Source organism: Xanthomonas sp. DAR 34887, assembly GCF_041245805.1.
GTDB classification, from domain to species: domain Bacteria; phylum Pseudomonadota; class Gammaproteobacteria; order Xanthomonadales; family Xanthomonadaceae; genus Xanthomonas_A; species Xanthomonas_A tesorieronis.
The window spans coordinates 2,535,417-2,561,069 of the sequence record NZ_CP162490.1 but is presented as its reverse complement, the minus strand read 5'-3'; the positions used below and the strand labels follow the sequence as shown (position 1 = coordinate 2,561,069).

Here is a 25,653-nt window from a genome sequence, read left to right as displayed (position 1 = left end):
GATAAGCCGGGACAAGGCCATGCCCCACCTTCACCTGTTGCCCGCTGCTGATATAGTCCGGCGAGAACGATGGGCATGGTGCCCGTCCACGCATCACAGGGAGTTGGCATGGGTCTGGTACAGGCGGTGGCGGGTGCGGTCGGCGGCGTTCTCGCCGATCAGTGGAAGGACTTCTACACCGTGCCGGCCGGCCTGCCGGCAACGGCGGCGCTGTTCGCCGCCGTGCCGCATGGCACCAACGCCGGGCGCGGCTCCAACACCGGTGCATCCTCGAACATCATCAGCAACGGGTCGAAGATCGTCGTCCCCGAAGGCTATGGGCTGCTGCTGCTCCAGGACGGTGCGATCACTGGCTTCGTCGCCGAGCCGGGCGGCTACGAATGGCGCTCCGACGATCCGAATTCGCAGTCGATCTTCGCCGGCAATGGCCTGGTCGGGCCGCTCATCCGGCAGAGCTGGGAGCGCTTCAAGTTCGGCGGCCAGCCGGGGTCGCAGCAGGCCGCGTTCTTCGTCTCGCTGAAGGAGCTGCCCGACAACCGCTTCGGCACGCAGTCCGAAATCTATTGGGACGACGGTTTCCTCGGCACCCAGGTCGGCGCGGTGACGCGCGGCGCCTATACGCTGAAGATCGTCGATCCGATCCTGTTCGTGAAGAACTTCGTGCCGGCGCGCTATCTGCAGCCGGGCCAGGTGTTCGACTTCACCGATCTCGACAACGCCGCCGCCAACCAGCTGTTCAACGAGGTGGTGGGGTCGCTGGCGCCGGCCTTCAGCCTGTATACGAACGACCCTGGCAAGGGCAACCGCATCACCAAGTTGCAGCAGGATTCGCTCGGCTTCGCCAAGAGCCTGTCCGATGCGGTCGAGCAGGCGTACCAGTGGCGCTCCGAGCGCGGCCTGGCCATCGTCAAGACCGCGATCGTGTCGATCGAATACGACGCGAACACGCGGGAACTGCTCAAGACCGTGCAACGCGCGGATGCGCTGGCCGGTGCGCGCGGCAACTCCAATCTGCAGGCGAGCGTCGCCCAGGGCATCCAGTCGGCGGGCGAGCATGGCGGCGCGGCGGGCCTGGTCGGAGTGGGCATGGCCACGGGCATGGTCGGCGGCGTGGGCGGTCTGCAGCAGCCGGTCGCACCGGCCGCCGACGACGCGGTCGCCAAGCTGAAGAAGGCCAAGGAGATGCTGGACCTGGGCCTGATCACCCAAAGCGATTACGACGCGGCCAAGGCCAAGGCGCTGGGTCTGTAAGCCGCCGGACGCCGCGCTCATGTCCGACTCCAGAACCCCGCCACCGCTGCCGCCGGTGCCACCGCCCTTGCCTGCGGCGGCAGCGACCGGACCCGGATCGCCGCAGGACGTGCCGCCGCTGCCCGGCAGTTTTCCGCTCGATCCGGCCACCCTGCCCGCTCCGATCCGCGACGAACTACAGGCGCCCGATCCGCTCGCCATCGATACCGCGGCCCAGGAGCTGAAGGACGGCCTCAACCGCTGCCCGAAATGCGGCGCCACCGACATCCGCCCCAAGCTCGGCACCGACCTGCTGGTCTGCCAGTACTGCCGCAACGAATGGCATGGCGCGCGGGTCGAGGAAGTATTCGGGTTCGGCGCAGGCATCGGCGAGCTGCGCGGCACGGTCATCGCCTCCGGCGCGCGCGACATCGCCGCCGACGCCGCCAGCTTGATGAGCTTCAAGTGCAGCGGCTGCGGTGCCGAGGTCACGGTCAACACCGAGAGCACGATGACTGCACGCTGCCACTGGTGCCGGCATGTGTTCGGCGTCAACGAGCAGGTCGCCAACGGCGCGGTGCCCGATGCGGTGCTGCCCTTCCACATCAAGAAGGAGGACGCGGTCGCGCGCATCCGCCAGTTCGTGGACAAGCGTCGTCTGTTCGCGCTGAAGGCCTTCAAGGAGCAGTTCACGCCGGAGAATGTGGTCGGGGTTTTCCTGCCCTACATGATCGTCGACGGCAACGTGAGCGCCAGCGTGGCCGGCAAGGGCGAGATCAAGACCCGCGAGTACACGCGCGCCACCGAGAAGAACAAGACCACGTACTACGACGCCGACGTGTACCAGGTGGAACGGCACGTGGATTTCACCGTGGACGACCTGCCGCTGGAATCGTCCTCCGAACGCGGCAACCTGGACGCCCAGGCCAACACCAACAACATCATCAACACCATCCTGCCGTTCGACACCAAGAACGCGGTGCAGTGGAATGCGTCGTACCTGGCAGGCTTCACCTCGGAAAAGCGCAACCGCGACGTCGAGCACCTGCGGCCGCGGCTGGAAGACCAGCTGCTGTCGATCGCCCGCGCACAGGTCGAAGACTCCGTCGACCGCTACGACCGCGGCGTGCGCTGGGAGCAGGAGCGGCTCGAGGTCCACGGCACGCGCTGGGTGTCGATGTATCTGCCGGTGTGGCTGTACTCGTACCACGAGCCCGGCCGCAACGGCGGCATGCTGCACTACATCGCGGTGAACGGCCGCACCGGCGAAACCATGGGCAGCGTGCCAGTGCAGCAGTGGAAGCTGCTGCTGGCCGCGCTCACTGCCGGCAGCGTCATCGAAGCCATCGTCCTCTGGATCCTGGTGACCACCTCATGAGCGACGACAATGGAATCTGGTTGCTGCTGGCCGGCCCGGCCGGGGCGAGCGCGTTGTACTGGGCGCTGTACCGGTATTACCGCAACACCGACAAATCGCATGCCTTCGAGCGGGAGACGCGCGTCGAGGCCAAGCCGGTGACCGGTTCGGACCGCAAGGTCGGCACGGTGACGGGAACCCGGGCCCGGCACATCAGCGGCGACAATGTGCACGACTATCGGGCACGGGTGCAACGCGACACCGGCTAGGCGCGGTCCGGATCCATGCCGCGCCACGCCAGGCAGCCAGCAAGCGTGCCGATGTGCGGCCGGTGCTCTGGCGCCGTGATGCGACCATCCATGCGGCGCGCGACGTTCCGCGCCGATCGGTCCCGCCCGTGCCAGCCGCTCAACGCCCTTTGCGCAAGCGCCGCCGAAGCCCCGCGATCTGCCGCGGGCTGAACTCCTGGGCATGGCGCCGAAGCAATTCGAGGATCGCCGCGTGCGCTGCGTCGGTGCGGCGCTGCAGTTCTTCTGCAGCGGCGCGCTCGATCTCCAGCCACTGTGAACGGGTCGTGCCGGTCGGGCCGGCGTGGCGCTTGGCAGTCAATGCGATTGTCCGGTCGTGGAAATCCAGGTTGGCCGGTTGCCCGGCCAGGCACAACTTTACCGCCAAATCCGCCACGATCGGCCACTGTTGCAACCGCGGGGCGCACCGACGTCGTGCGCCGCGCGAACGCGAGCGCGCGCAGCGCGCCGGGGCCACACGCTCAACCGGCAGCCGAATGCGACGACCGGTGGCGGAAGCGCCGCGACATCCACTCGCCGAGGTCGTCGACCAGGGTGAACGCAGCCGGGATCACGATCAGGCTCAGCAGCGTGGAGGTGATCAGACCGCCGATCACCGCGATCGCCATCGGTGCGCGGAAGCTGGAATCGCCGGAGAAGCCCAGCGCGATCGGCATCATGCCCGCGCCCATCGCCAGGGTGGTCATGACGATGGGCTGGGCGCGCTTGCGACAGGCGTCGATCAGTGCGTCGTGCTGGCTCATGCCGTGTTCGTCCTCGGCCATCACCGCGTAGTCCACCAGCAGGATCGAGTTCTTGGTGGCGATGCCGATCAGCATCAGCAAACCGATCAGCGCCGGCAGCGACAGCATGTTCTGGGTCAGCAGCAGGGCCCCGAACGCGCCGCCGGCGCACAGCGGCACCGCGACCAGGATGGTGATCGGCATCAGCGCGTGGTTGAACAGCAGCAACAGCACCATGTAGATGCAGACCAGGCCGGCGGCCATCGCCAGCATGAAGCCGACGAACAGCTCCACGAACACTTCGGCGTCGCCGGTGTTGAGGAAGCTGACCCCCGGCGGCAACTGCTTCACGCTGGGCAGCTGCTGCACCTGCTCCATCACTTCGCCCAGCGGGCGGCCGTTGAGCTCGGCGGTGAGGGTGACGTTGCGCTGGCGCTGGTAGCGCGAGATCTGCGACGGGCCGCTGCCCATACGGATCTCCGCCACCGCGGCCAGCGGCACCGGCCCGTAGCGGCCCGGCACGCGCAGCTGGCCGATCAGGGCCGGATTGGCGAGGGTGGCTTCGCTGAAGCCGACCCGGATCGGGACCTGGCGGTCGGGCAGATTGAGCTTGGCCAGGCGCTGCTCGTAGTCGCCGGCGGTGGCGATGCGCGCGGCCTCGGCGATGGTGGCCGTGGCCACGCCCATGTCCGCCGCCCGCGCCGAGTCGGGCACGATCTGGATCTCGGGCCGCAGCAGCGACGCGGTGGAAGTGACGCTGCCCAGTCCCGCGATGCCGCGCAGGTCGCGCTCCAGCGCGGTGGCGGCATCCTGCAGGTGCTGCGGGTCGTCGCCGGCCAGCACCAGCTGCAACAGGTTGCCCGGTTCCGAACTCACATAGCTCACGCGCACCCCGGGCATGTCCGCCAGCCGCGCGCGCGCATCGCGCTCGAGCACGCGCTGGTCGCGCTCGCGGTGGTCGGCAACGCCCCAATCCAGCACCAGCGTGGCCTTGCGCGGCTCGCCCACGCCGGTGGCGTTCGGATCGCCGAGATCCAGCACGCTGCCGACCGCGGTGTAGACCTGCTTGAGTTCGGGAATGTCCTTGAGCAATGCGCGCGCATGCTCGGCGACGGCGACGGTTTCCTGCAGCCGGGTGCCGGGCGGCAGCTCCAGGTTCAAGTTGCTGCGGCCCAGGTCCGATTGCGGGATGAAGGTGGCCGGGATCAGCGGCACCAGCGCCAGCGAGGCGGCGAACAGGCCGGTGGCGATCCACAGGGTGCGCGCGCGATGGCGCAGCGCCGCGTCGACCCAGCCCAGGTACCAGCGCATCAGCCGCGAGTCGGTCTGCTCTTCGCCATGCGGCTTGAGCAGGTAGGCCGCCATCATCGGCGTCAGCAGGCGCGCCACCAGCAGAGAGAACAGCACCGCGGTGGCCGCGGTCCAGCCGAATTCGCGGAAGAACTTGCCGGCGATGCCGGGCATGAACGCCACCGGCACGAACACCGCGGCCAGGGTCAGCGAGGTGGCGATCACCGCGTTGCCGATCTCGCCGGCCGCGTCGCGCGCCGCTTCCAGCGGCGGCTTGCCCATGCGCAGATGGCGCACGATGTTCTCGATTTCCACGATGGCGTCGTCGACCAGGATGCCGACCACCACCGACAGCGCCAGCAAGGTGATCATGTTCAAGGTGAAACCGAACAGATGCATCACCGCGAACGTGGGAATGATCGACAGCGGCAGCGCCAGCGCCGAGACCCAGGTCGCGCGCCAGTTGCGCAGGAACAGCCACACCACCAGCAGTGCCAGCGCGGCGCCTTCGTAGAGCATGGTCATCGACGATTCGTAGGAGCGGTGGGTCTCGTCGATGGCGGTGGTGACCAGGCGGAAGTCGATTCCCGGATGCGCGGCCTTGATGTCGTCCAGCGCCTTGTGCACGCCCGCCTCCACCTTGATCTCGCTGGAGCCGCGGGTACGCGACATGGAGAACGCGACCACGTCGCGCCCGTCCAGCAAGGCCGCTTCGGCGGGATCGGCGGCGGCGTCGGTGATCCGCGCCAGCGTGGACAGGCGGGCCGCGCGCCCGTCGGGCAGGCTGATCGAGAAATCGCGCAGGGCCTGCGCATCGCCCACCGTGCCCAGGGTGCGGATGGTCTGCTGCGCGCCGCCGAGTTCGGCCTTGCCGCCTGCCCGCTCCACCTGGATCTGCGCCAGCTGCTTGGACACATCACCGGCGGTGATACCGAAGGCGAGCAAGGCGTTGGGGTCCAGATCCACGCGCACCTGGCGCTGCACGCCGCCCACCCGGGTGACCCGGGCCACGCCCGGCACGCCGTACATGGCGCGTGCGATCTCGCGATCGACGAACCAGCTGGCTTCGTCCGGGGTCATCTTCGGCGCCACCAGTGCGTAGGTCATCAGCGAACCGCCGATGTCGACCTTGGAGATCACCGGTTCCTGGATGTCCTGCGGCAGGTCGGTGCGGATGCGCGTCACCGCATCGCGCGTGTCGTCCAGCGCGGTGGCCAGGTCGGCCTCGAGCTGGAATTCGATGGTGGTGGTGCTGACGCCTTCGCTGACGGTGGACATCACCCGCTTGACGTTGGTCACCGTGGCCACGGAATCCTCGATCTTGCGCGTGACCTCGGCTTCCAGCTGGCTGGGCGAGGCGCCCGGCTGGGTGACCGTGACCGTGGTCATCGGAAAGGCGATATCCGGAAAACGCGCCACCGGCAATTGGTGGAAGCCCCACAGGCCGGCCACGCACAGCACGAAAAAGACCAGGATCGCGGGCAGCGGGCGGTTGATCGCCCAGGCGGAGATATTCATCGCGCGGCCGCCTTCGCATCGGCGACCACGCGCACGCGGTCGCCCTCGCCGAGGAAACCGGCGCCGTCCACCACCACCCGGTCGCCCTCCTTCAATCCTTCCACGATCTCGGTACGCCCCTGCATGGTCTGGCCGCTGCGCACGCGCCGGCGCTGCGCGTGCTGCTTGGCATCCACGGTGAACACATAGCTGTGGCCGTCGCGCTGCACGATCGCGGCACTGGGAATGGTCAGCGCCCGACCATCGCCGGTGACGATGCGCCCTTCCACATAGATGCCCTGCTTGAGCGGGCCGGGCGCGGGCAGATCCGCATAGATCGTGCCGGTGCGCGTCTGCGCATCGACGCCGGGGCTGACCGCGCGGATGCGGCCGGCGATGGTCTGCCCGGCATACGGCAGCTCGACGGGGTTGCCAACGGCCACACCGGCGAGCTGCTCCTCGGACAGTTCCGCACGCCATTCCAGCCTGCCATCGCGGATCAAGCGCAGCAGTTCGTTGCCTGCCGCGACCACCTGCCCCGCTTGTACGAGACGCTTGGAGATCACCCCGTCGGCAGGCGCGCGCAATTGCGCGAAGTCGCGCTGCAGTTGCGCCGCCTGGCGCCTGGCGCGGGCGGTGGCGGTCTGCGCTTCGGCGTCCACGCGTGTGGCGCGCAATTCGTCCAGGCTGCTGGCGCTGACCAGCCGCTCGGCGGCCAGCTTCGCGCCGCGTTCGTAGTTGAGCCGCGCCAGCTCCTGCGCGGTCTGCGCCTGGTGCAGCGCGGCGTCCGCCTGCGCCAGTTCGCTGTCCAGGGTGCGATGGTCCAGTTCCAGCAGCACCTGGCCCTGCTTGACCCATTCGCCCACGTCCACCTTCAACGCCGTCACCCGCTGGCCCGACAGTTCGACCCCGAGCTGCATTTCCTCGTAGGCCGAGACCGGGCCGGACACGACCACCGTGCGTGCCAGCGTCTGCGTCTGCGCGGCCGCCACGGTGACCGCGAGCGCGGACGCGGTGCCCGCCTCGTCGGGCTTCTTGTCCGCGCCGCCGCAGGCCGACAGCAGCGCGCCGATCAGGATCAGGGAGGAACACCGCAGGAGGTGGATACGCATGGAGGACGCCTGTAGCCCGTAGTGGACGGACGCTGGAAGAGTGGACGCTGGCGATGGCTGGCGGGAGGAGAAGCGGGATGCGATGGCGGTCATGAAGCAGCTGCAGTGCGCGCCTGGGCAGCTCCGTGCTGGTCGCGTTGTGCGTCGGCCTGGGCCAGCCAGTGCTCGATGCCGCCCAGCAACCATCCCAGGCCCTGGTCGAAACGCCGATCGAAATCCGGCTCGGTCATCACATGCCTGGCCTGCCAGCAATAGGGAAAGCGCGCCTGCGACAACGCCAGGAACGCTTTGCCCACGTCCTCGACGTGGCCATAGTCGGGCAGCGCCTGTTCCTCGATGACGAAACCCATGACGTAATAGGCCAGGTCCATCGCCGCAGTGGCGGCGAAGCCGATGGGCGCGCCGGCCTCGGCCAAGGCCTTGATCATGGCCTCGCCGACGCGCAGCACGTTCTCGCTTGCGATGTAGGTGCCGGCATAGACGCGCGCGCCGTCGCGGTGCGCCTTGAGGCCGGATCGGAACTCATGCGCGACCTGCAGCAGGGTCGCCCGCCACGGTTGGCCGGCAGGAACGTCGCGGGCCACCTGCTCGATCAAGGCATCGGCCATGGCGTCGATCAAGGCCTGCTTGCTCTTGAAGTGCCAATACAGCGACGGCGCGCGGATGCCCAACTGGCAGGCCACCTTGCGCAGGCTCACGCCTTCGATGCCGGCCTCGTCCAGGAGCTGGAAGGCCGCGTCGACGATCTGTTCGCGCCCGAGAGACTTGCGCATGCGTACCCTAACGCTGTTAGTTGGCGAAATCTAACAGTGTTAGAGTGCGTGGACAAGGCGCGCTCCCCCGGCCGGTCGACGCAGCGTCCCGAGCCGCCGGTTGCGATCTATGCTCCCCGCGGCAACCGCACCCGCGCGCACAGCCCGCCGCCTTCGCGGTTGCCGAATTCCAGTGCGCCGTCGTGGGCATGGCAGATCGCCGCAGCGATGGACAGGCCCAGGCCGCTGCCGCCCGAGTGCCGGGCACGCGAATCCTCGGCGCGCCAGAAGCGATCGACCATCTGCGGCAACAGGTCCGGCGCCACGCCCGGCCCGCGGTCGCAGACGCAGATCAGCATGTCGTTGCCCTCGGTGCTCACTTCGATCAGCAGGCGCTTGCCGGACGCGGCATAGCGCAGCGCGTTGTCGATCAGCACCGACAGCACTTGGCCGATGCGGTCGCGGTCGGCGCTGATCGCCACGCCGCCCGGCACCCGTACCTCCACCTCCATCTGCGCCGCCTGCAGCGACTGCGCCAGCCAGGCCAGGCGCTCGCGGATCAGCACGTCGATCGGAAAGGTGTGCGGCTCCAGCATCAGCTGATTGGCACGCGCCATCGACAGCAGATGCAGGTCGCCGACCAGGCGGTTGATCTGTTCCAGCTGCCGGTGGACCATCAGCAGCTGTTCGTCGCTACACGGGAACACCTGGTCCAGCATGCCCTGCACCCGGCCCATCGCCGCGTTCAACGGCGTGCGCAGCTCGTGCGCCAGCATCGCGCTGGAATCGCGCACCTCGCGCTCGTACCGCTGCAGCTGCGCGGTCATGCCGTTGAAGTCCATCGCGAAACTGGCGAGTTCGTCCGGCGCGGAGGGAATCACCTCGGCGCGCGCGGAAAAGTCGCCATCGCTGATGCGCCGAGCCGCCTCCGCCACCTGGGAAAACTGGCGCGACAACGGCCGCGATGCCAGCAGTCCGCATACCACGATGACCGGGATCGAGGCGACCAACAAGGCCGCCAGCAGCAACCAGTCGCGATTGGCCAATCCCGGCAGGAAGTCGGCGACGTCGTAATAGCGCTCGAACAGTTGCCACAGGCGCTGTGCATTGCTGTGCGGGTCCTCGCGCAGCGCCAGCATGTCCTGCCGCGCGGCCGGCGGCAGCTTGGACAGGGTGGCGATATCCCAGATCGCGAAACGCAACCACATGCCGAACGCGATCACCAGCACCGTGACCACCGCCAGCGCGCTCATGCGCAGGCCGACCCATTGCCACAGCGGCGCGTGCGCATCGCGGCGCGCGAATGGCCAGGTCCATTTCATCGGAAGCGGTAGCCGATCGCGCGCACCGTCACCAGCACGCCGGTGATGCGCTCGCCTTCCAGCTTCTTGCGCAGGTTGTGCACATGGGCGTCCACCACCCGCTCCAGCGCATCGCTGTCCGGCAGGCAGATTTCCAGCAGTTCGCTGCGCGTGTAGGCCTTGAACGGCGTCTTCAGCAAGGTGGCCAGGATGTTGAATTCGGTCGGGGTCAGGTCCAGCGGTACGTCGTGGCCGTTGGCGTCCTGCACCGTGGCCAGCACCGCGTTGGTGTCCACGGTGAGCCGTTCGTATTTCAGCGGCTCCTCGCTGGTCCTGGCCGGCCCGGCGCGGCGCAGCACCGCGTACACGCGCGCGACCACTTCCTTCGGGCTGTAGGGCTTGACCACATAGTCGTCGGCCCCGTAGCGCAGCGCGCCGAGCTTTTCCGGCTCGTCGCCCATCGCGGTCACCATGATCACCGGGGTGTCGCTGCTGCGGCGGATCGTCGACAGCACTTCGGTGCCGCTCAGCTTGGGCAGCATCACGTCCAGCAGCACCAGATCCGGTCTCCACTGCGCATGCAGCTGGATCGCACGTTCGCCGTCGCTGGCGATGGCCACGTCGAACCCGTCGCGGCGCAGATAGGCCTCGAGGATGCTGGCGCTGTCGGCGTCGTCCTCGACGACAAGAATCTTCTTGGAACTCATGTCTTGTGCCGCCCTTGTCGCGCGTCTTGACGAAATCTTGAAGATTCCTGAAAGCCAGCTTGAACTCGCCGGCCGACTCTATCACTCGAGATTGGCCACCCCGACCGACCCCCATGATTGTATCGTCCGCAGGCAAGCGCCCGTACCGCCCTCGCCTCCTCGCCGCCGCGCTGGCGGTACTGCTCGGTGGCTGCGCCTTGGCACCGGTCTACGAGCGCCCCCAGGCCACCGTACCGAGCACGCTGGGCGGCGTATCTGCCACGCCGGCACCACAGGCGAGCGCGGTCGCCGCAGTGGCTTTGTCGGAGCAGGAACAGCGGTTTCTGCACGACTTCTCGCCGGACCACGACCTCGCGCCGCTGGTGCAGCAGGCGCTCGCGCACAATCCGGATTTCCGCAACACCGTCCTGCAAGTGCAGCAGGCCCGTGCGCAATACCGGATCGAGCGCGCGCAACAGATGCCGCAACTCGGTATCGACGCGCAGCAGGCCCGACAGAGCTATGACGATGCGCGGCAGCAGGAGCGCTACGGGCAGAAGCTGGTCACCGCAGCGGTCGGCATCGATAACTTCGAACTGGACCTGTTCGGCAAGCTGGCCGCGTTGTCCGCTGCCGCGCAGCAGCGCTATCTGGCGTCCAGCGCCGGGCAGCTGGCCGCGCGCGGCGCGCTGGTGGCCGAAGTATTGCGGACCTACACGCTGGAACGCGCCGCCGCCCAGGCGCAGACGCGTTTCCAGGCCATCGCCGACGACAGCAACGCACTGTTGGCAGTCGCCGACGACCAGCACGATGTCGGGCTGATCTCCAGCGACGCGCTCGACCGCCAGCGCCACCAGGCCGACCAGGCGCGGGTCCGCGCGATGCAGGCGGCCAGCGACCATGCCGCCGCGCGCCGCGCCCTGCAACTGGTCGCCGGCTACGACGCGGCGGCTAGCGCCGGCAGCATCGAGGCGCTATTGCCGACCAATCCAGACACGATGGCGCTGCGCGACCTGGACTCGGCGGTGTTGCTGCAGCGCCCGGACATCCAGCAGGCCGAAGCCGAATTGCGCGCGCGCAATGCCGACATCGGCGCCGCGCGTGCCGCGTTCTTCCCGTCGATCAGGCTGAGCACGTCGCTGGGAACCGCCAGCGACGTGCTCAGCGGCCTGTTCACCGCCGGCAGCCGCACCTGGAGCTTCGTGCCGCAACTGACCATGCCGATCTTCGATTTCGGCCGCAATCAGGCGAATCTGGACATCGCCCAGCTGCGCAAGCAGGCCGGCATCGCCGACTACGAGAAAGCGATCGAATCCGCATTCCGCGAGGTGGCCGACGCCCTCGACGCCGGCCCGGTCCTGCAGCAACGCGAACAGCGCGAACGCACCAACCGCGATCGCGAACAGCAACGCATCCAGCGCATGGAACGGCGCGTCGCGCAGGGCCTGCAGGATCGCCCGGCACTGCTCGGCGAACGCATCGCCGCCGAGCAGGCCGCACTGGATCACCTGCAGGCCCGCCAGGAACTGCTCCTCAACCGCATCGCGCTGTTCCGCGCGTTCTATGGCGTGCATCTGCCGCACGCCTCCTGATCCCCACGTCGAAGAGACCGCTCATGAAGACCATCGCGTTGTTCCCGCTCCTGGCCTGCGCCGTATCGCCGTTGGCGGCCCACGCCGCCGATGCGGACGCCTCCGGCTTCCGCCTGTTCGGCCACCAGACCGAACTCAGCGTCGGCGCCGCCGCCGTGGCGGCGCCGCGCTACTTCGGCTCCAAGGACGACCGCGTGCTATTCGCGCCGGTGATCGCCGCACAGAGCGGCCTGCTGTTCTTCGACAGCGTGCGTGGCCTCGGCGCGCAATTCCAGAGCGATGGCGGCTTCTACGTCAGCCAGTCGTTCGGCTACGACCTGGGCCGGCTGGACCGCAACAGCAACTGGCGTCCCGGTTCCAGAACCCTGGCCGGCATGGGCGGCGTGCCGGGTTCGATCACCAGCCGCACCATGATCGCGCAGCAGTTCACCCCGTATCTGATGCTGGATGCCGAAGCCGAGTTCGCCCTGAAGGACGATGCGCGCCGCAACACCTATCGCGCCGGCGCCAAGTTCACCCTGCTGCAGAACGACCGCGACACGCTGACCATGAACCTGGACGCGCACTGGGGCGACCGCCGCTACAACCAGGCCTATTTCGGGGTCACCGATGCGCAGAGCGCACATAGCCGGTTTGCCGCCTACAGCGCCGGCTCCGGCCTGTATGCCTGTTCGGTCGGCGCCAACTGGGACCATGCCCTGTCCAAGCACTGGAGCACCTCGCTGACCGTCGCCGGCACGCGCTACGTCGACAACGCCGACGGCAGCCCGATCGTGCAGCGCCGCGCCTTCGCCAGCGCCATCGGCGCCGTGACCTACACCTTCTGACCCGCCACAGACACCCCTATGAAACCGAGTCTTGCGATGTTCTTCTGCGCCTGCATGCCGCTGGCAGCAGTGTCGTTGACCGCCTGCAGCCGCGACGCGGCGCCGCCCGCGGAAGCCCCGCGCGCGGTGAAGCTGGAGGCCGTCGGCAGCGGCGCCGGCGGCGGCGGCGACGATCGCCTGGTGGCCCAGGTGCGCCAGGCGCAGCGTGCCGAACTCGGCTTCGAAGGCGGCGGCCGCATCGCCTCGGTCGAGGTGGATGTCGGCGACACGGTGCGCCAGGGCCAGGTCTTGGCGCGGCTGGATCCGGAGCCGAACCGCTTGCGCGTCGAGCAGGCCGAAGCGAACGTCCGCATCGCTGCCGCCGACCTGCAACAGCAGCAGACCCAACTGGCCCAGCAGCAGGCCATGTTCGAGGACGGCGCCGCGTCCGCCACCACCTTGACCGCCGCCAAGACCGCCTTCGCCGGCGCGCAGGCGCGCGTGCGCAGCGCCCGATCGGACCTGGCGCTGGCGCGCCGCGGCCTGCGCCAGGCCGAACTGCGCGCGCCGTTCGACGGCAGCGTGGTGGCACGACTGCAGCAACCCGACGCCAACGTGGCCGCGGGCCAGCCGGTGCTGCAGGTGGAAGGCTGCGGACGGGCGCAGGTGACGGTCGCGCTGCCGTCGGCATTGGCGGTGTCGCTGCAGCCCGGCCAGGCGGCGACGGCTTATCGCGCCGGCGCGCCCGAGCAGGCGCTGCCGTTGCGACTGCGCAGCGTGTCCGATCGCCTGGACGGCGGCGCCACCGTGCAGGCGCTGTTCGAGAGTGCCACGGACGCCGATGCCGGCTTACGCAGCGGCGAGAACCTGCTGCTGGCCCTGCCCCGCGACGCGGCACGGCCATTGAGCGTCCCGCTCAGCGCGCTGGTGCCGAGCATGGCCAACGGCAAGCCGATGGTGTTCGTCTACCAGGCCAGCAACGCCAGCGTGCGCCGGCGCCAGATCGTCGTCGGGAATGCCGAAGGCGACCGCGTGCAGGTGCGGCAGGGGCTCAACGCCGGCGAACGCATCGTCGCCGCCGGCGCGGCCTTCCTCAGCGACGGCCAGACCGTCGTCCCCTTCCAGCCCGCAACGCGTCTGACCGGCACCGCCAGCCCATGAATCTGACCCGCGCCACCCTCGCGTCCAGCCGCTTCGCGCTGGTCACCGCCGCGCTGATCCTGATCGGCGGCATCGTCACCTTTCTCGGCTTTCCATCGCAGGAGGAGCCCAGCGTCACCGTGCGCGATGCGCTGGTGCAGGTCGCGTTTCCCGGCATGCCCAGCGAGCGCGTCGAGAACATGATCGCGCGCCCGCTCGAAGAGCACCTGCGCGAACTGACCGGCATCAAGAAGATCGTCACCACGGTGCGCCCGGGCAGCGCGATCGTGCAGCTGACCGCGCGCGACGACGTCGACGACCTGCCCGCGCTGTGGCAGCGGGTACGCACCAAGGCCGCCGATGCCAGCGCCGAGTTGCCGCCGGGCACGCAAGGACCGTTCGTCGACGACGATTTCGGCCGTGTCGCGACCGCCTCCATCGCGGTGACCGCGCCCGGCTTCACCACCAGCGAAATGCGCGCGCCGCTGCGGCAGATGCGCGAACAGCTGTACACCGTGCCCGGGGTGGAACGCGTCAGCTTCCACGGGCTGCGCGAGGACCGCATCTATGTCGCCTTCGAGCGGACCCGGCTGAGCGAGGCCGGCCTGACCCCCGGCGCGGTCGCGCAACAGCTGCGCACCCAGAACGTGGTCGCCAGCGGCGGCCAGATCGCTGCGTCCGGGCTGGCGATGACCGTCACCACGTCCGGCGAAATCCGCACCCTGGGCGAGCTGCGCAACACGCTGATCTCCGCTCCCGGCGCCGACGGCGCGCGCCAGATCCCGCTGTCGCAGCTGGCCCGCGTCGAACTGATGCCGGCCGATCCGCCGGACAGCGCCGCGATCTACCAGGGCCAGCCGGCGGTGGTGGTGGCGGTGTCGATGGCGCCCGGCTACAACGTGGCGCAAGTCGGCCAGGCATTGCGGCAGAAGCTCGGCGAGACCGCGCGGATGCTGCCGGTCGGCTTTTCGCAGCACGTGGTCACGTTCCAGGCCGACGTGGTCGAACGCGAGATGGGCAAGATGCACCACGTCATGGGCGAGACCGTGCTCATCGTGATGGCGGTGGTGATGCTGTTCCTGGGCTGGCGCACCGGCCTGATCGTCGGCGCGATTGTGCCGCTGACCATCCTCGGTACGCTGATCGTGATGCGTGCGCTGGGCGTGGAGCTGCAGACGGTGTCGATCGCCGCGATCATCCTGGCGCTGGGGTTGCTGGTGGACAACGGCATCGTCATCGCCGAGGACATCGAGCGCCGCCTGGCCGCCGGCGAAGAGCGCCGGCACGCCTGCGAAGCCGCGGGGCGCACCCTGGCACTGCCGTTGCTGACCTCCTCGCTGGTCATCGTGCTCGCGTTCTCGCCGTTCTTCTTCGGCCAGACCAGCACCAACGAATACATGCGCTCGCTGGCGATCGTGCTGGCGGTGACCCTGCTCGGCTCGTGGCTGCTCAGCGTCACCGTGACCCCGCTGCTGTGCATGTACTTCGCGCGAGCGCACCGCACCGCGCATGCCGACGGTGACGGCGCTGCCGACCACTACGATTCCAGGCTGTACCGCGGCTACCGGCACATCATCGAAACCCTGCTCGGGCACAAGGCGCTGTTCCTGGGCAGCATGCTGCTGCTGTTGGCGGGAGCGGCCACCATCCTGGGCTCGATTCCCTACAGCTTCCTGCCCAAGTCCGACCGCCTGCAGTTCCAGATGCCGGTGACCCTGCAGCCGGGCAGCGACGCGCGCCAGACCCTGCGCACCGTGCAATCGATCAGCAACTGGCTGGCCGATCGCAAGCGCAACCCCGAGATCGTGGACAGCATCGGCTACGTCGCCGACGGCGGGCCGCGCATCGTGCTCGGCCTGAATCCGCCGCAGCCCGCCGCCAATATCGCCTACTTCACCGTCAGCGTGCGCCCCGGCACCGACCTCGACGCGCTGATCGCCCGCGTTCGCCAACACATCCGCCAGGGCTACCCCGCCGTGCGCGCCGAGCCCAAGCGCTTCTCGATGGGCTCGACCGAATCCGGCGTGGCGATCTATCGGGTGGTCGGGTCGGACGAAACCCAGCTGCGGCGCATCGCCGCCGGGATCGCGCAGGCACTGCGCCAGTTGCCCGGCACCATCGACGTCAGCGACGACTGGGAGATCCGCATTCCCCGTTACGACGTCCGCGTGGATCAGGCCAAGGCGCGCCGCGTCGGGATCGGCAGCGACGATATCGCCCAGGCCCTGCAACTGCGCTACAGCGGCATCGATGCCTCGATGATCCGCGACGACAGCGTCAACGTGCCGATCGTGCTGAGCGGCGGCGCCGACGAACGGGCGGCGGCCAGCGATCCGGGCACCACCCTGCTCTATCCGCAGGCCGGCGGCGCTGCCGTGCCGCTGGCGGCGATCGCGGACATCGCGCTGTCGTCGGAACCCTCGGCGATCCAGCGCCGCAACCTGAGCCGCGCCATCACCGTCACTGGGCACAACCCGAACATGACCACCGACGAGGTTGTCGCCGCGCTGGCCGACAAGGTCGCCGCGCTGCGCCTGCCGCCGGGCTACCGGATCGAGATGGGTGGGGAACTGGAGGATTCGGCCGAGGCCAACCAGGCCCTGCTGCAGTACATGCCGCATGCGCTGGGCGCGATCCTGCTGCTGTTCATCTGGCAATTCAACTCGTTCCGCAAGCTGTTGATCGTCGTCGCCAGCGTTCCCTTCGTGCTGATCGGCGCGGCGCTGGCGCTGCTGCTCACCGGCTATCCGTTCGGCTTCATGGCCACCTTCGGCCTGCTCGCGCTGGCCGGCATCATCGTCAACAACGCGGTGCTGTTGCTGGAGCGCATCGACGCCGAACTGGCCGACGGCCTGGACCGGCACCAGGCGGTGATCGCAGCAGCGGTCAAGCGCCTGCGCCCGATCGTGATGACCAAGCTGACCTGCATCGTCGGCCTGGTGCCGCTGATGCTGTTCGCCGGACCGCTGTGGACCGGCATGGCGATCACCATGATCGGCGGCCTGGCGCTAGGCACGCTGGTCACGCTGGGCGTGATCCCGGTGCTGTACGACCTGCTGTTCTCGCAGCGCGAAAGCCGCCGCGAAGCGCGTGCGGCGGAGGCGGTGGCGGCTGCGCCACGGTGAAGCTGAAACCGGTGAGCGCCGCCGAGTACATCCAGGCCAAGCGCGGCGACCCGCTCGGCAGTGGCCAGCTCAGCACCGCGGCGATCGAAACGCTCAGCGTGCTCGGCCTGAACGAATGCGCCTGCAACGCCCACCCGCAGCGCTGCGCAGAGCGACTGCGCGACAACGACGGCGTAGCCCAGGAACGCAAACTGGCGACGGCCGCCGAGCGGTGGCTGCAGGCGGCGCTGCAGTTGGTCAAGCGCCAGCCGCGCAGCGACGCGCCACTGAGCGCGTGGGTCGCCTGATCGGCATGCCCGCGCGCATTCTCGAGCAGTTCCAGGACGTCGCCAGCGCCGGCCTGCACGGCAAGTTGCCGACCAGCATGGACACCCTCAACGCGTCGAGGCCGCCGCGGACCTGAAAATTTCGCCCCAGGTGACCTATCACTCGATCGTCGCCCGCCGCGATCCGCGCGTGCCTCTGGCGCAATCGCCGACGGCTTCGTGCCTTACTGGATCGCACACCTGGACGGCGCGGCGTCGGAAACCGTGATCGCCTCCGGGCACAGCGTGCAGGAAACCCGCGGGCCATTCTCGCGAACCGCAAATTGCTGCGCTGAAGCGACAACGCTGCCGACCAGATGCGAAGCGGCGCGAGAAGCGCAGACAAAAAAACACCCGGCGATGCCGGGTGTCTTCCTGTAGCTGGCGTCCCCACGGGGATTCGAACCCCGGTCGCCACCGTGAAAGGGTGATGTCCTAGGCCTCTAGACGATGGGGACGCTGATAACGATGTAGCTTTTGCGGACGGCCTAGTGCCCGGAAAAGTTGGTGGAGCCAGCCGGGATCGAACCGGCGACCTCTTGCATGCCATGCAAGCGCTCTCCCAGCTGAGCTATGGCCCCACGTGTACTGGCAGAAGCGGAATCTTACTCGATTCTGGCGAGATGTACAAACCCCGCACAAAAAAAGTCCGGCATCGCCGGACTTCAGGTTTCTTGCAAATAAAATGGCGTCCCCACGGGGATTCGAACCCCGGTCGCCACCGTGAAAGGGTGATGTCCTAGGCCTCTAGACGATGGGGACGCTGATAACGATTAGCTTTTGCGGACGGCCTAGTGCCCGGAAAAGTTGGTGGAGCCAGCCGGGATCGAACCGGCGACCTCTTGCATGCCATGCAAGCGCTCTCCCAGCTGAGCTATGGCCCCACGTGTGCTGCGAGGAGCGGAATATTAGCGACGGTGTCCCGCCTGCGCAAGCGTTTTTTGAAGTTTTTTAACACCGCGGCGCAGGCGAATTCGGTGATCGCTGCGGTACATGCCGATCGCGTGCATCCATCGCATCGATGCAGTCCCGTTGGATCGCATGCGATTGCCGACACCCAATCACCGTCGTTGTGCCAAGCCAGGCAGTCTGGCCGAATCGCATAGCACGCCAATGCACGCACCCTAATAAGAAGGACAAGAAAGGCGAAGTCGCCACTGGCTGTTCGCAATGGTCTGCCGGCGCGGCAGCGTGGACCGGCACAGGCCATCGCGCCCAGCTCCAGGGACATATCGATTGCAGGCAGAGGGATGCCCTGCCCGCCTAGGCAAACACGGGCCCTCGATGCCGGCTGGATGGTCGCCGCCCCTCCCCCTGTCGCAGCCGGTTGCGGTCGGCTATACTTCGCGGCCGCGCCGAAGTGGCGGAATCGGTAGACGCAGCGGACTCAAAATCCGCCGCCCTTAAAAGCGTGTGGGTTCGAGTCCCACCTTCGGCACCAGGACCTACGGCAGCTTCGGCTGCCGTTTGTTTTTGTGTGATCGTGCCTGGCGCTGTGCACCGGCATTCCGCGGCGCCATCAGCTAAATCCTTCATCTTCGTTGGGATCGCGGTCCAACCAGGGCCCGCGTGGCTGCCGCTATACTTTCCGTTCCCAAACCTTAACGAGCAAGCGATGTCGGCATTGCGGGGCCTGCGTATCCTGGTGGTCGAGAACGACGAAATGAATGCCACGCTGCTGGAATTGCAGCTTGACCAAGCCGGTGCCGACGTGATCGGTCCGGCCGAATCGGTGCAGGAAGCGCTTTTGCTGATCGAACAGGAGCGGCCGGATCGTGCGGTGCTCGACTTCCGCCTTGCCGCCGGCGAGACCAGCGAGGCGGTCGCGCGGATGCTGACCGAGCGTGCGATCCCGTTCGTGCTGGCCACCGGCGTCGCGGCCGACTCGCTCCCTGCTGGTTTCGCCGCCGGCGTGGTGCTGACCAAGCCCTATCTGTCGGAACAGCTGATCAAGGCGCTGGGCGATGCTCACGCGAAAATGACCGCCCGCCCTTGACAATCCCGCACAGGGAGCCTGCCCCGCAGGGATCGATTCGAGGGATTTCGCCATCAACGCTCATGACCGATCGCCTCCCCCTGTCTGGCTGCCCGCCAACAGCGTCACGGCAGACTTGCTGTGCGCCATCGATTGGTCCAGCCATGAGCTGGGGCCGATGCAGGGATGGCCGCAGAGTCTGCGTTCGGCGCTTTCGATCTGCCTGAGTTCGCGCTTCCCGATGGTGATCCGCTGGGGCGCGCGGATGATCAACCTCTACAACGACGCCTATATTCCGATCCTGGGGATGCGCCACCCCTTCGCCTTCGGGCGCGCGGTGGCCGAGGTGTGGCCCGATGTGTGGCCGACGGTGGGCGCGCAGGCCGAACAGGTCATGGCCACCGGCGAATCGACCTGGAACGAGCACGTTCCGTTCATGATGATGCGCAACGGCTACAGCGAAGAGGTGTATTTCACCTTTTCCTACAGCCCGCTGTACGACGACCACGGCGGCATCGGCGGCGTGCTGTGCGTCTGCACCGAGGACACCGCCCGGATCAAGCTGGAACGCGAGCGCGACGCGCTGCTGAAGGCGCTGGATGCGCAGCGCACGCAGATGGCCGACGCGTTCGAGCAGTCGCCGGCGGCGTTGGCGATCCTGCGCGGTCCGGATTATGTGGTCGAGAGCGTCAACCGGCGCTACCAGCAACTGGTCGGGCCGCGCGAGGTGGTCGGCAAGCCGCTGGCCGAGGCGATCCCGGAGATCCAGCAGCAGGGATTCATCCGCCTGCTCGACAACGTCCGCGCCAGCGGCCTGCCCTTCACCGGCGAGTCGATGACCTTCAACCTGCGTCGCACGCCGCACGAAACGGTTTCGGAGACCACGCTGGAATGCGTGTACCAGCCGATGCGCGACGCCGAAGGCAAGGTCACCGGGGTCCTGGTCCACGGCATCGACCGCACCGAGCAGGCGCGCGCCCAGGCCCACGACAGCTTCCTGCTGATGCTCGAGGACGCGCTGCAGAACCTCGGCAGTGCCGAAGCCATCTGCGAGACCGGCGCCGAACTGCTGGGCCGGCATCTGCAGGCGAACCGCTGCGCGTACGCGATCGTCGATGCCGACGAAGATACCTTCGAAGTACGCGCCGACTATGCCGACGGCACCGCGCATCTGACCGGGCGCTCGCGCCTCAGCGATTTCGGCAGCGACCTGCTGGAATGCATGCGCGAGAACCGACCCTGGGTGGTGCAGGACAGCGAGACCTATTCGCCGCCGCCGCAGCTGGACACCGGCGGCTACCGGCGCCTGGGCATGCGCGCGTTGCTGAGCGCGCCCTTGCACAAGGCCGGCCGCCTGGTCGCCGTGGTCGGCGTGCACCAGACGCGGCCGCGGGTATGGACCTCGGCGGAAATCGAACTGGTGCGCCTGGTCGCGGCGCGCTGCTGGGAGTCGATGGAGCGTGCCGGCGCGCAGTCCGACCTGGCGCGCAGCGAGGCGCGCCTGCGCGAACTGGCCGATGCGATGCCGCAGATCGTGTTCACCGCCACGCCCGAGGGCGACGTCGACTATTTCAACCGGCGCTGGTACGAATACACCGGCCTGCCGATCGGTGACTCCAGCTACGACAGCTGGCGCAGGGTGCATACCGAGGACGGCCTGGCCCGGGCGATGCAGGCCTGGCCGGAGGCCGTGCGCACCGGCCAGCCCTACGAAATCGAATACCCGCTGCGCCGCCACGACGGCAGCTATCGCTGGCATCTGGGCCGCGCGCTGCCGATCCGCGACGACGGCGGCCGGATCGTGCGCTGGATCGGCACCAATACCGACATCCACGATCGTCGCGTGGTCGAGCAACGCCTGCAGGAAAGCGAACTGCGCTTCCGCAACCTGTGCGACAACGCGCCGGTGCTGATCTGGATGGCCAACGCCGATGGCGATTGCGAATACGTCAGCCGCCAGTGGTATCTGTTCACCGGGCAGACCGAACAGGAGGCGCTGGGGTCGGGCCGGATGGAGAAGATCCACCCCGACGACGCCGCGGCGGTCGGACGCACGCTGGCCCGCGCCGCCGCCGACCGCCGCGCCTTCACCATCGAATACCGGCTGCGCCGCCACGACGGCGAGTACCGCTGGTGCGTGGACACCGCCTCGCCGCGCTTCAGCTCGTCGGGCCAGTTCCTGGGCTTCATCGGCTCGCTGCTGGACATCGCCGAGCGCAAGCGCATCGAGAACGCCACCGCCGCCGAGCGTGCGGCGTTGGAGATGATCACCACCGGCAAGCCGCTGAGTGCGGTGCTCGAAGCGATCGCGCGCGGCATCGAGGCGCAGAGCGACGCGGGCCTGCGTTGCACCATCATGCTGGTCGACGAACACCGCCAGTGCCTGCTGGAAGGCGCCGCGCCGAGCATGCCCGCGGTGTTCCGCAAGATGGTGCATCGCTTGCCGATCGGCGAACGCAGCGGCTGTTGCGGTCGCGCCGCGTTCCTGCGCCGGCAGGTGCTGTGCAGCGACGTGCGCGTGGACGCGAGCTGGCAGGACTATCTGGTGGCGGCCGCCGAAGCGGACATCGTGGCCTGCTGCTCCACGCCGATCCTGGCCAGCGACGGCCAGGTGCTGGGCGTGGTCGCGCTGTACCACCCGTTCGTGCACTACCCCACCGTGCACGAGCAGGAGCTGGCGCGCTCGGCCTCGCACCTGGCCGGGATCATCATCGAGCGCCGCGAAACCGATCAGCGCCTGCAACAGTTGCTCGCCGCCGAGCAGAGCGCGCGCGGCGAGGCCGAGCGCGCCAGCCGCATGAAGGACGAATTCCTGGCCACGCTGAGCCACGAACTGCGCACCCCGCTCAATGCGATCCTGGGTTGGTCGCGGCTGATGCAGGGCGATGCGGTGCGCGAGAAGGACCTGAACCGGGGCCTGGAAGTGATCGAACGCAGCGCCCATGCGCAGGCGCAGATCATCGACGACCTGCTGGACATGAGCGCCATCCTGTCCGGCAAGGTGCGGCTGGAAGCCACCGAACTGGATCTGTGCGCGCTGCTTGGCCAGGCGATCGATGCGGCGCGGCCCAGTGCCGAGAGCAAAGGCATCGATATCGCCCTGACCCCATGCAGCGACGCGCCCGTGCTGCCCTATGTCGGCGACGCGGTGCGTCTGCATCAGGTGCTGACCAATCTGATCGGCAATGCGATCAAGTTCACCCCCAGCGGGGGCAAGATCGCCGTGACGCTCGACACCAGCGCCACCCATCTGCGGGTCACCGTCAGCGACAGCGGCGTCGGCATCGATCCGTTGTTCTTGCCGCATGTGTTCGACCGCTTCCGCCAGGCCGACGCCAGCAGCACGCGCAGCGCCGGCGGCCTGGGCCTGGGCCTGGCGATCGCCAAGCAATTGACCGAAATGCACCATGGCCAGCTGTCGGTGAGCAGCGAAGGCGTCGGCATGGGCACTACCTTCACCCTGCTGCTGCCGCGCAACGATCCGCAGCGCCTCGACCCGGCACGGCGCACCGGTGGCGCCGCGAACGCCGTTGCCTCGTTGCAGCGCGGCGCGATCCGCTTGGACGGCATGCGCGTGCTGGTCGTCGACGACGACATGGACTCGCGTGGTGTCACCCAGCGTTTTCTGCAGGAAGCCGGTGCCGTGGTCGAGGCCGCGGTGTCCGCCGACGACGCCGAGTCGCTGCTGCGCGAGCGTCCTTACGATCTACTGGTCAGCGACGTGGGCATGCCGCGACGCGACGGCCACAGCCTGATCCGCAGCGTGCGCGCGCGCGGCGCCGGCGCGGCCAGCCGCATTCCGGCGATCGCGCTGACCGCCTACGTGCGCGGCGAGGATCGTTCGCTGGCGCTGGATGCCGGCTTCAACGCGCATCTGGGCAAGCCGGTGGACCCGGTCAAACTGATCGCGCTGGCCGCCTCGCTGACGCAGCCGCTGAGCGCCACCGAACAGGACCCGAACGCGCAAGCCGAACCGGCCTGAGCCGGCGCGGCGCCCGCCGCGGCACCGAACGCGCGCCGCGGCACGCCGCTACTCAGTTGCGCTTGGCGCGGGCGAACGCATCGGCCAAGGCGCTGTTCAACGGCGGCGCCGCGGGTGCGCGCGGCTTGCCGTTGCCACCGCCGCCGCCACCATTGCCGCCGCGCGCATCGCGCTCGCGCCGCGGCGCGCCCGGCGCCGGACGCGCGCCGCCATCGCGCTCGCCGTTGCGCGCCGAGGCCGCCGCCGGCGTATCGTCCAGGCGCCGGGTCAGCGCGATGCGTTTGCGCGCGACATCCACTTCCAGCACCTTTACCTTGACGATATCGCCGGCCTTGACCACATCGCGCGGATCCTTGACGTAGCTGTCCGACAGCGCGGAGATGTGCACCAGGCCGTCCTGGTGTACGCCGATATCGACGAAGGCGCCGAATGCGGCCACATTGCTGACCACGCCTTCCAGCACCATGCCCGGCTTGAGGTCCTTGATGTCCTCCACGCCATCGGCGAAGCGCGCGGCCTTGAACTCCGGGCGCGGATCGCGGCCGGGCTTCTCCAGTTCCTTGAGGATGTCGCGCACGGTCGGCACGCCGAACTTCTCGTCGGTGAACTGGTCCGGCTTGAGCGAACGCAGGAATCCGCCATCACCGATCAGCGCCTTGATCGGCTTGCCGGTGGCGCCGACGATGCGCTCCACCACCGGATACGCTTCCGGATGCACCGACGAGGCGTCCAGCGGCTCGTCGCCATCGGCGATGCGCAGGAAGCCGGCGCATTGCTCGAAGGTCTTGTCGCCCAGCCGCGGCACCTTCAGCAGGTCCTTGCGGCGCTTGAACGGGCCGTTGTCGTCGCGGTGGCGCACGATGTTCTCGGCCACGCTGGCCGACAGCCCGGACACGCGCGACAGCAGCGCCGCCGAAGCGGTGTTGACGTGGACGCCGACCGCGTTGACGCAGTCCTCCACCCGCGCATCCAGCGCCCGCGCCAGGCGGTACTGGTCGACGTCGTGCTGGTATTGGCCCACACCGATCGCCTTCGGCTCGATCTTGACCAGTTCGGCCAGCGGGTCCTGCAGGCGTCGCGCGATCGACACCGCGCCGCGCAGCGACACGTCCAGTTGCGGGAATTCCTTGGCCGCGAACTCGGACGCCGAATACACCGACGCGCCGGCTTCGCTGACCACGATCTTCTCCAGCTTCAGCTGCGGATTCTGCTTGATCAGGTCGGCGGCGAGCTTGTCGGTCTCGCGGCTGGCGGTGCCGTTGCCGATCGCGATCAACTCCACGCCGTGCTGCGTGCACAGCTGCCGCAGCGTGTGCAGCGACTGGTCCCACTGCTTGCGCGGCTCGTGCGGATAGATGGTGTCGGTGGCGAGCAGCTTGCCGGTGGCATCGACCACCGCGATCTTGCAGCCGGTGCGGATGCCCGGATCCAGGCCAAGGGTCACCCGTGCGCCGGCCGGCGCGGCCAGCATCAGGTCCTGCAGGTTGTCGCCGAACACCGCGATCGCCTCGGCCTCGGCCTTCTCGCGCGCCTGGTTGAACAGGTCCAGCAGCAGGTGCATGTGCAGCTTGGCGCGCCAGGTCAGGCGGCACGCATCGAGCAGCCAGCGGTCGCCGGGACGGCCCTGGTTGGCGATGCCGGCGCGCACGGCGACGCGGCCTTCGGCGTACTGGTGGCCCGCCTCGGCATCGCTGCCCGGGTCCAGCTCCAGATAGACGATTTCCTCGCGGCGCGCGCGGAACAGCGCCAGCAGCCGGTGCGAGGGAATCTTGGCCAATGCTTCGGCGTGATCGAAATAGTCGCGGTACTTGGCGCCCTCCTGCTCCTTGCCTTCGGCCACGCGCGCGCGGATCACGCCGACCTCGGCCAGCCAGCCACGCAGTTCGCCGACCAGCGCCGCGTCCTCGCCCCAGCGCTCCATCAGGATCGCGCGCGCGCCTTCCAGCGCGGCCTTGACGTCGGCCACGCCCTTGTCGGCGTCGACGAAGCCGGCGGCGAAACTCTCGGGGGTCAGCGACGGATCGGCCAACAGGCCGTCGGCCAGCGGTTCCAGGCCGGCTTCGCGCGCGATCTGCGCACGGGTGCGGCGCTTGGGCTTGTATGGCAGATACAGATCTTCCAGCCGCGACTTGGTATCGGCGGCGACGATCTCCGCGCGCAATTCGGCGCTGAGCTTGCCCTGCTCGTCGATGCTGGCCAGCACCGCGGCGCGGCGGTCTTCCAGCTCGCGCAGATAGATCAGGCGGGTTTCCAGGTTGCGCAGCTGGGTGTCGTCGAGGCCGCCAGTGACTTCCTTGCGGTAGCGCGCGATGAACGGAACGCTGGCGCCTTCGTCGAGCAGGGCGATGGCGGCGCGTGCCTGGGCCGGCTGCGCGCCGATCTCGGCGGCGATGGTGTTGGCGATCTGCTGGGCGAGCTGAGTGTCGTGCATTGCATCCGGCCGAAGCCGCCTTGCGGAAAACGCCATTTTCGC

At 68.5% G+C, this 25,653-nt stretch carries 17 protein-coding genes and 5 tRNA genes; 11 read left to right on the top strand and 11 right to left on the bottom strand.

Features of this window, described 5'->3' with window-relative positions; genetic code table 11:
- Positions 1-108 precede the first annotated feature (108 nt).
- The 3 genes from AB3X08_RS10905 to AB3X08_RS10895 are packed head-to-tail and all read left to right on the top strand — an operon-like array spanning position 109 to position 2,856.
- The gene (locus AB3X08_RS10905) at positions 109-1,251 is read left to right on the top strand and encodes an SPFH domain-containing protein (RefSeq protein WP_369938225.1); all 1,143 of its coding nucleotides are present in this window, start codon (positions 109-111) and stop codon (positions 1,249-1,251) included.
- A gap of 19 nt (positions 1,252-1,270) precedes the next feature.
- Positions 1,271-2,608: a TFIIB-type zinc ribbon-containing protein gene (locus AB3X08_RS10900; protein ID WP_369938222.1), complete on the top strand. Its 1,338-nt coding sequence runs from the start codon at positions 1,271-1,273 to the stop codon at positions 2,606-2,608.
- On the top strand, positions 2,605-2,856 hold the full coding sequence (locus AB3X08_RS10895; protein ID WP_369938221.1) for a hypothetical protein: 252 nt from the start codon (positions 2,605-2,607) through the stop codon (positions 2,854-2,856). The genes AB3X08_RS10900 and AB3X08_RS10895 overlap by 4 nt, the downstream gene beginning before the upstream one ends.
- Before the next feature lie 139 nt (positions 2,857-2,995).
- On the opposite strand, the gene AB3X08_RS10890 is transcribed toward AB3X08_RS10895, so the two are convergent.
- The 6 genes from AB3X08_RS10890 to AB3X08_RS10865 form a co-directional block, all read right to left on the bottom strand.
- Entirely contained in the window at positions 2,996-3,289 is a 294-nt protein-coding gene (locus AB3X08_RS10890; RefSeq protein WP_369938219.1) for a hypothetical protein, read from the bottom strand.
- A gap of 67 nt (positions 3,290-3,356) precedes the next feature.
- Positions 3,357-6,425, bottom strand: coding sequence for an efflux RND transporter permease subunit (locus AB3X08_RS10885; protein WP_369938217.1), 3,069 nt, complete (start codon positions 6,423-6,425; stop codon positions 3,357-3,359).
- Positions 6,422-7,516: an efflux RND transporter periplasmic adaptor subunit gene (locus AB3X08_RS10880; RefSeq protein ID WP_369938215.1), complete on the bottom strand. Its 1,095-nt coding sequence runs from the start codon at positions 7,514-7,516 to the stop codon at positions 6,422-6,424. The genes AB3X08_RS10885 and AB3X08_RS10880 overlap by 4 nt, the downstream gene beginning before the upstream one ends.
- 89 nt (positions 7,517-7,605) lie before the next feature.
- Complete coding sequence (locus AB3X08_RS10875; protein WP_369938213.1) at positions 7,606-8,289, bottom strand: TetR/AcrR family transcriptional regulator C-terminal domain-containing protein; 684 nt, start codon at positions 8,287-8,289, stop codon at positions 7,606-7,608.
- A gap of 107 nt (positions 8,290-8,396) precedes the next feature.
- Positions 8,397-9,590, bottom strand: a complete 1,194-nt coding sequence (locus AB3X08_RS10870) for a sensor histidine kinase (RefSeq protein ID WP_369938211.1) — start codon at positions 9,588-9,590, stop codon at positions 8,397-8,399.
- Positions 9,587-10,276 carry a response regulator gene (locus AB3X08_RS10865; RefSeq protein ID WP_369938208.1) on the bottom strand — a complete coding sequence of 230 codons (690 nt, stop codon included), beginning with the start codon at positions 10,274-10,276 and terminating at the stop codon, positions 9,587-9,589. The genes AB3X08_RS10870 and AB3X08_RS10865 overlap by 4 nt, the downstream gene beginning before the upstream one ends.
- Positions 10,277-10,389: 113 nt before the next feature.
- Here AB3X08_RS10865 and AB3X08_RS10860 point away from each other — a divergent pair, with 113 nt between their 5' ends.
- From AB3X08_RS10860 to AB3X08_RS10840, 5 genes are read left to right on the top strand one after another with little or no spacing between them, the layout of a single operon-like run.
- Positions 10,390-11,847 (top strand): efflux transporter outer membrane subunit, encoded by a 1,458-nt coding sequence (locus AB3X08_RS10860; RefSeq protein WP_369938206.1) that lies wholly within the window; start codon positions 10,390-10,392, stop codon positions 11,845-11,847.
- A 23-nt stretch (positions 11,848-11,870) separates the two neighbouring features.
- Positions 11,871-12,674: a MipA/OmpV family protein gene (locus AB3X08_RS10855; protein ID WP_369938204.1), complete on the top strand. Its 804-nt coding sequence runs from the start codon at positions 11,871-11,873 to the stop codon at positions 12,672-12,674.
- Between the two features lie 18 nt (positions 12,675-12,692).
- Entirely contained in the window at positions 12,693-13,814 is a 1,122-nt protein-coding gene (locus AB3X08_RS10850) for an efflux RND transporter periplasmic adaptor subunit (protein WP_369938202.1), read from the top strand.
- Entirely contained in the window at positions 13,811-16,918 is a 3,108-nt protein-coding gene (locus AB3X08_RS10845; protein ID WP_369938200.1) for an efflux RND transporter permease subunit, read from the top strand. The genes AB3X08_RS10850 and AB3X08_RS10845 overlap by 4 nt, the downstream gene beginning before the upstream one ends.
- Positions 16,915-17,205: a hypothetical protein gene (locus tag AB3X08_RS10840; RefSeq protein WP_369938199.1), complete on the top strand. Its 291-nt coding sequence runs from the start codon at positions 16,915-16,917 to the stop codon at positions 17,203-17,205. The genes AB3X08_RS10845 and AB3X08_RS10840 overlap by 4 nt, the downstream gene beginning before the upstream one ends.
- A gap of 400 nt (positions 17,206-17,605) precedes the next feature.
- Here AB3X08_RS10840 and AB3X08_RS10835 read toward each other — a convergent pair.
- The 4 genes from AB3X08_RS10835 to AB3X08_RS10820 form a co-directional block, all read right to left on the bottom strand.
- A tRNA-Glu gene (locus tag AB3X08_RS10835) sits at positions 17,606-17,681 on the bottom strand.
- A 47-nt stretch (positions 17,682-17,728) separates the two neighbouring features.
- Positions 17,729-17,804 (bottom strand) — tRNA-Ala (locus AB3X08_RS10830).
- Between the two features lie 105 nt (positions 17,805-17,909).
- Positions 17,910-17,985 (bottom strand) — tRNA-Glu (locus AB3X08_RS10825).
- A gap of 46 nt (positions 17,986-18,031) precedes the next feature.
- Positions 18,032-18,107, bottom strand: a tRNA-Ala gene (locus tag AB3X08_RS10820).
- Between the two features lie 470 nt (positions 18,108-18,577).
- Here AB3X08_RS10820 and AB3X08_RS10815 point away from each other — a divergent pair.
- The 3 genes from AB3X08_RS10815 (at position 18,578) to AB3X08_RS10805 (ending at position 23,180) form a co-directional block, all read left to right on the top strand.
- Positions 18,578-18,664 (top strand) — tRNA-Leu (locus tag AB3X08_RS10815).
- Between the two features lie 222 nt (positions 18,665-18,886).
- Positions 18,887-19,219 (top strand): response regulator, encoded by a 333-nt coding sequence (locus tag AB3X08_RS10810; protein WP_369938197.1) that lies wholly within the window; start codon positions 18,887-18,889, stop codon positions 19,217-19,219.
- Between the two features lie 157 nt (positions 19,220-19,376).
- Positions 19,377-23,180, top strand: coding sequence for a PAS domain-containing protein (locus AB3X08_RS10805; RefSeq protein WP_369938195.1), 3,804 nt, complete (start codon positions 19,377-19,379; stop codon positions 23,178-23,180).
- A gap of 52 nt (positions 23,181-23,232) precedes the next feature.
- On the opposite strand, the gene AB3X08_RS10800 is transcribed toward AB3X08_RS10805, so the two are convergent.
- On the bottom strand, positions 23,233-25,611 hold the full coding sequence (locus tag AB3X08_RS10800) for a Tex family protein (protein ID WP_369938193.1): 2,379 nt from the start codon (positions 25,609-25,611) through the stop codon (positions 23,233-23,235).
- Positions 25,612-25,653 lie beyond the last annotated feature (42 nt).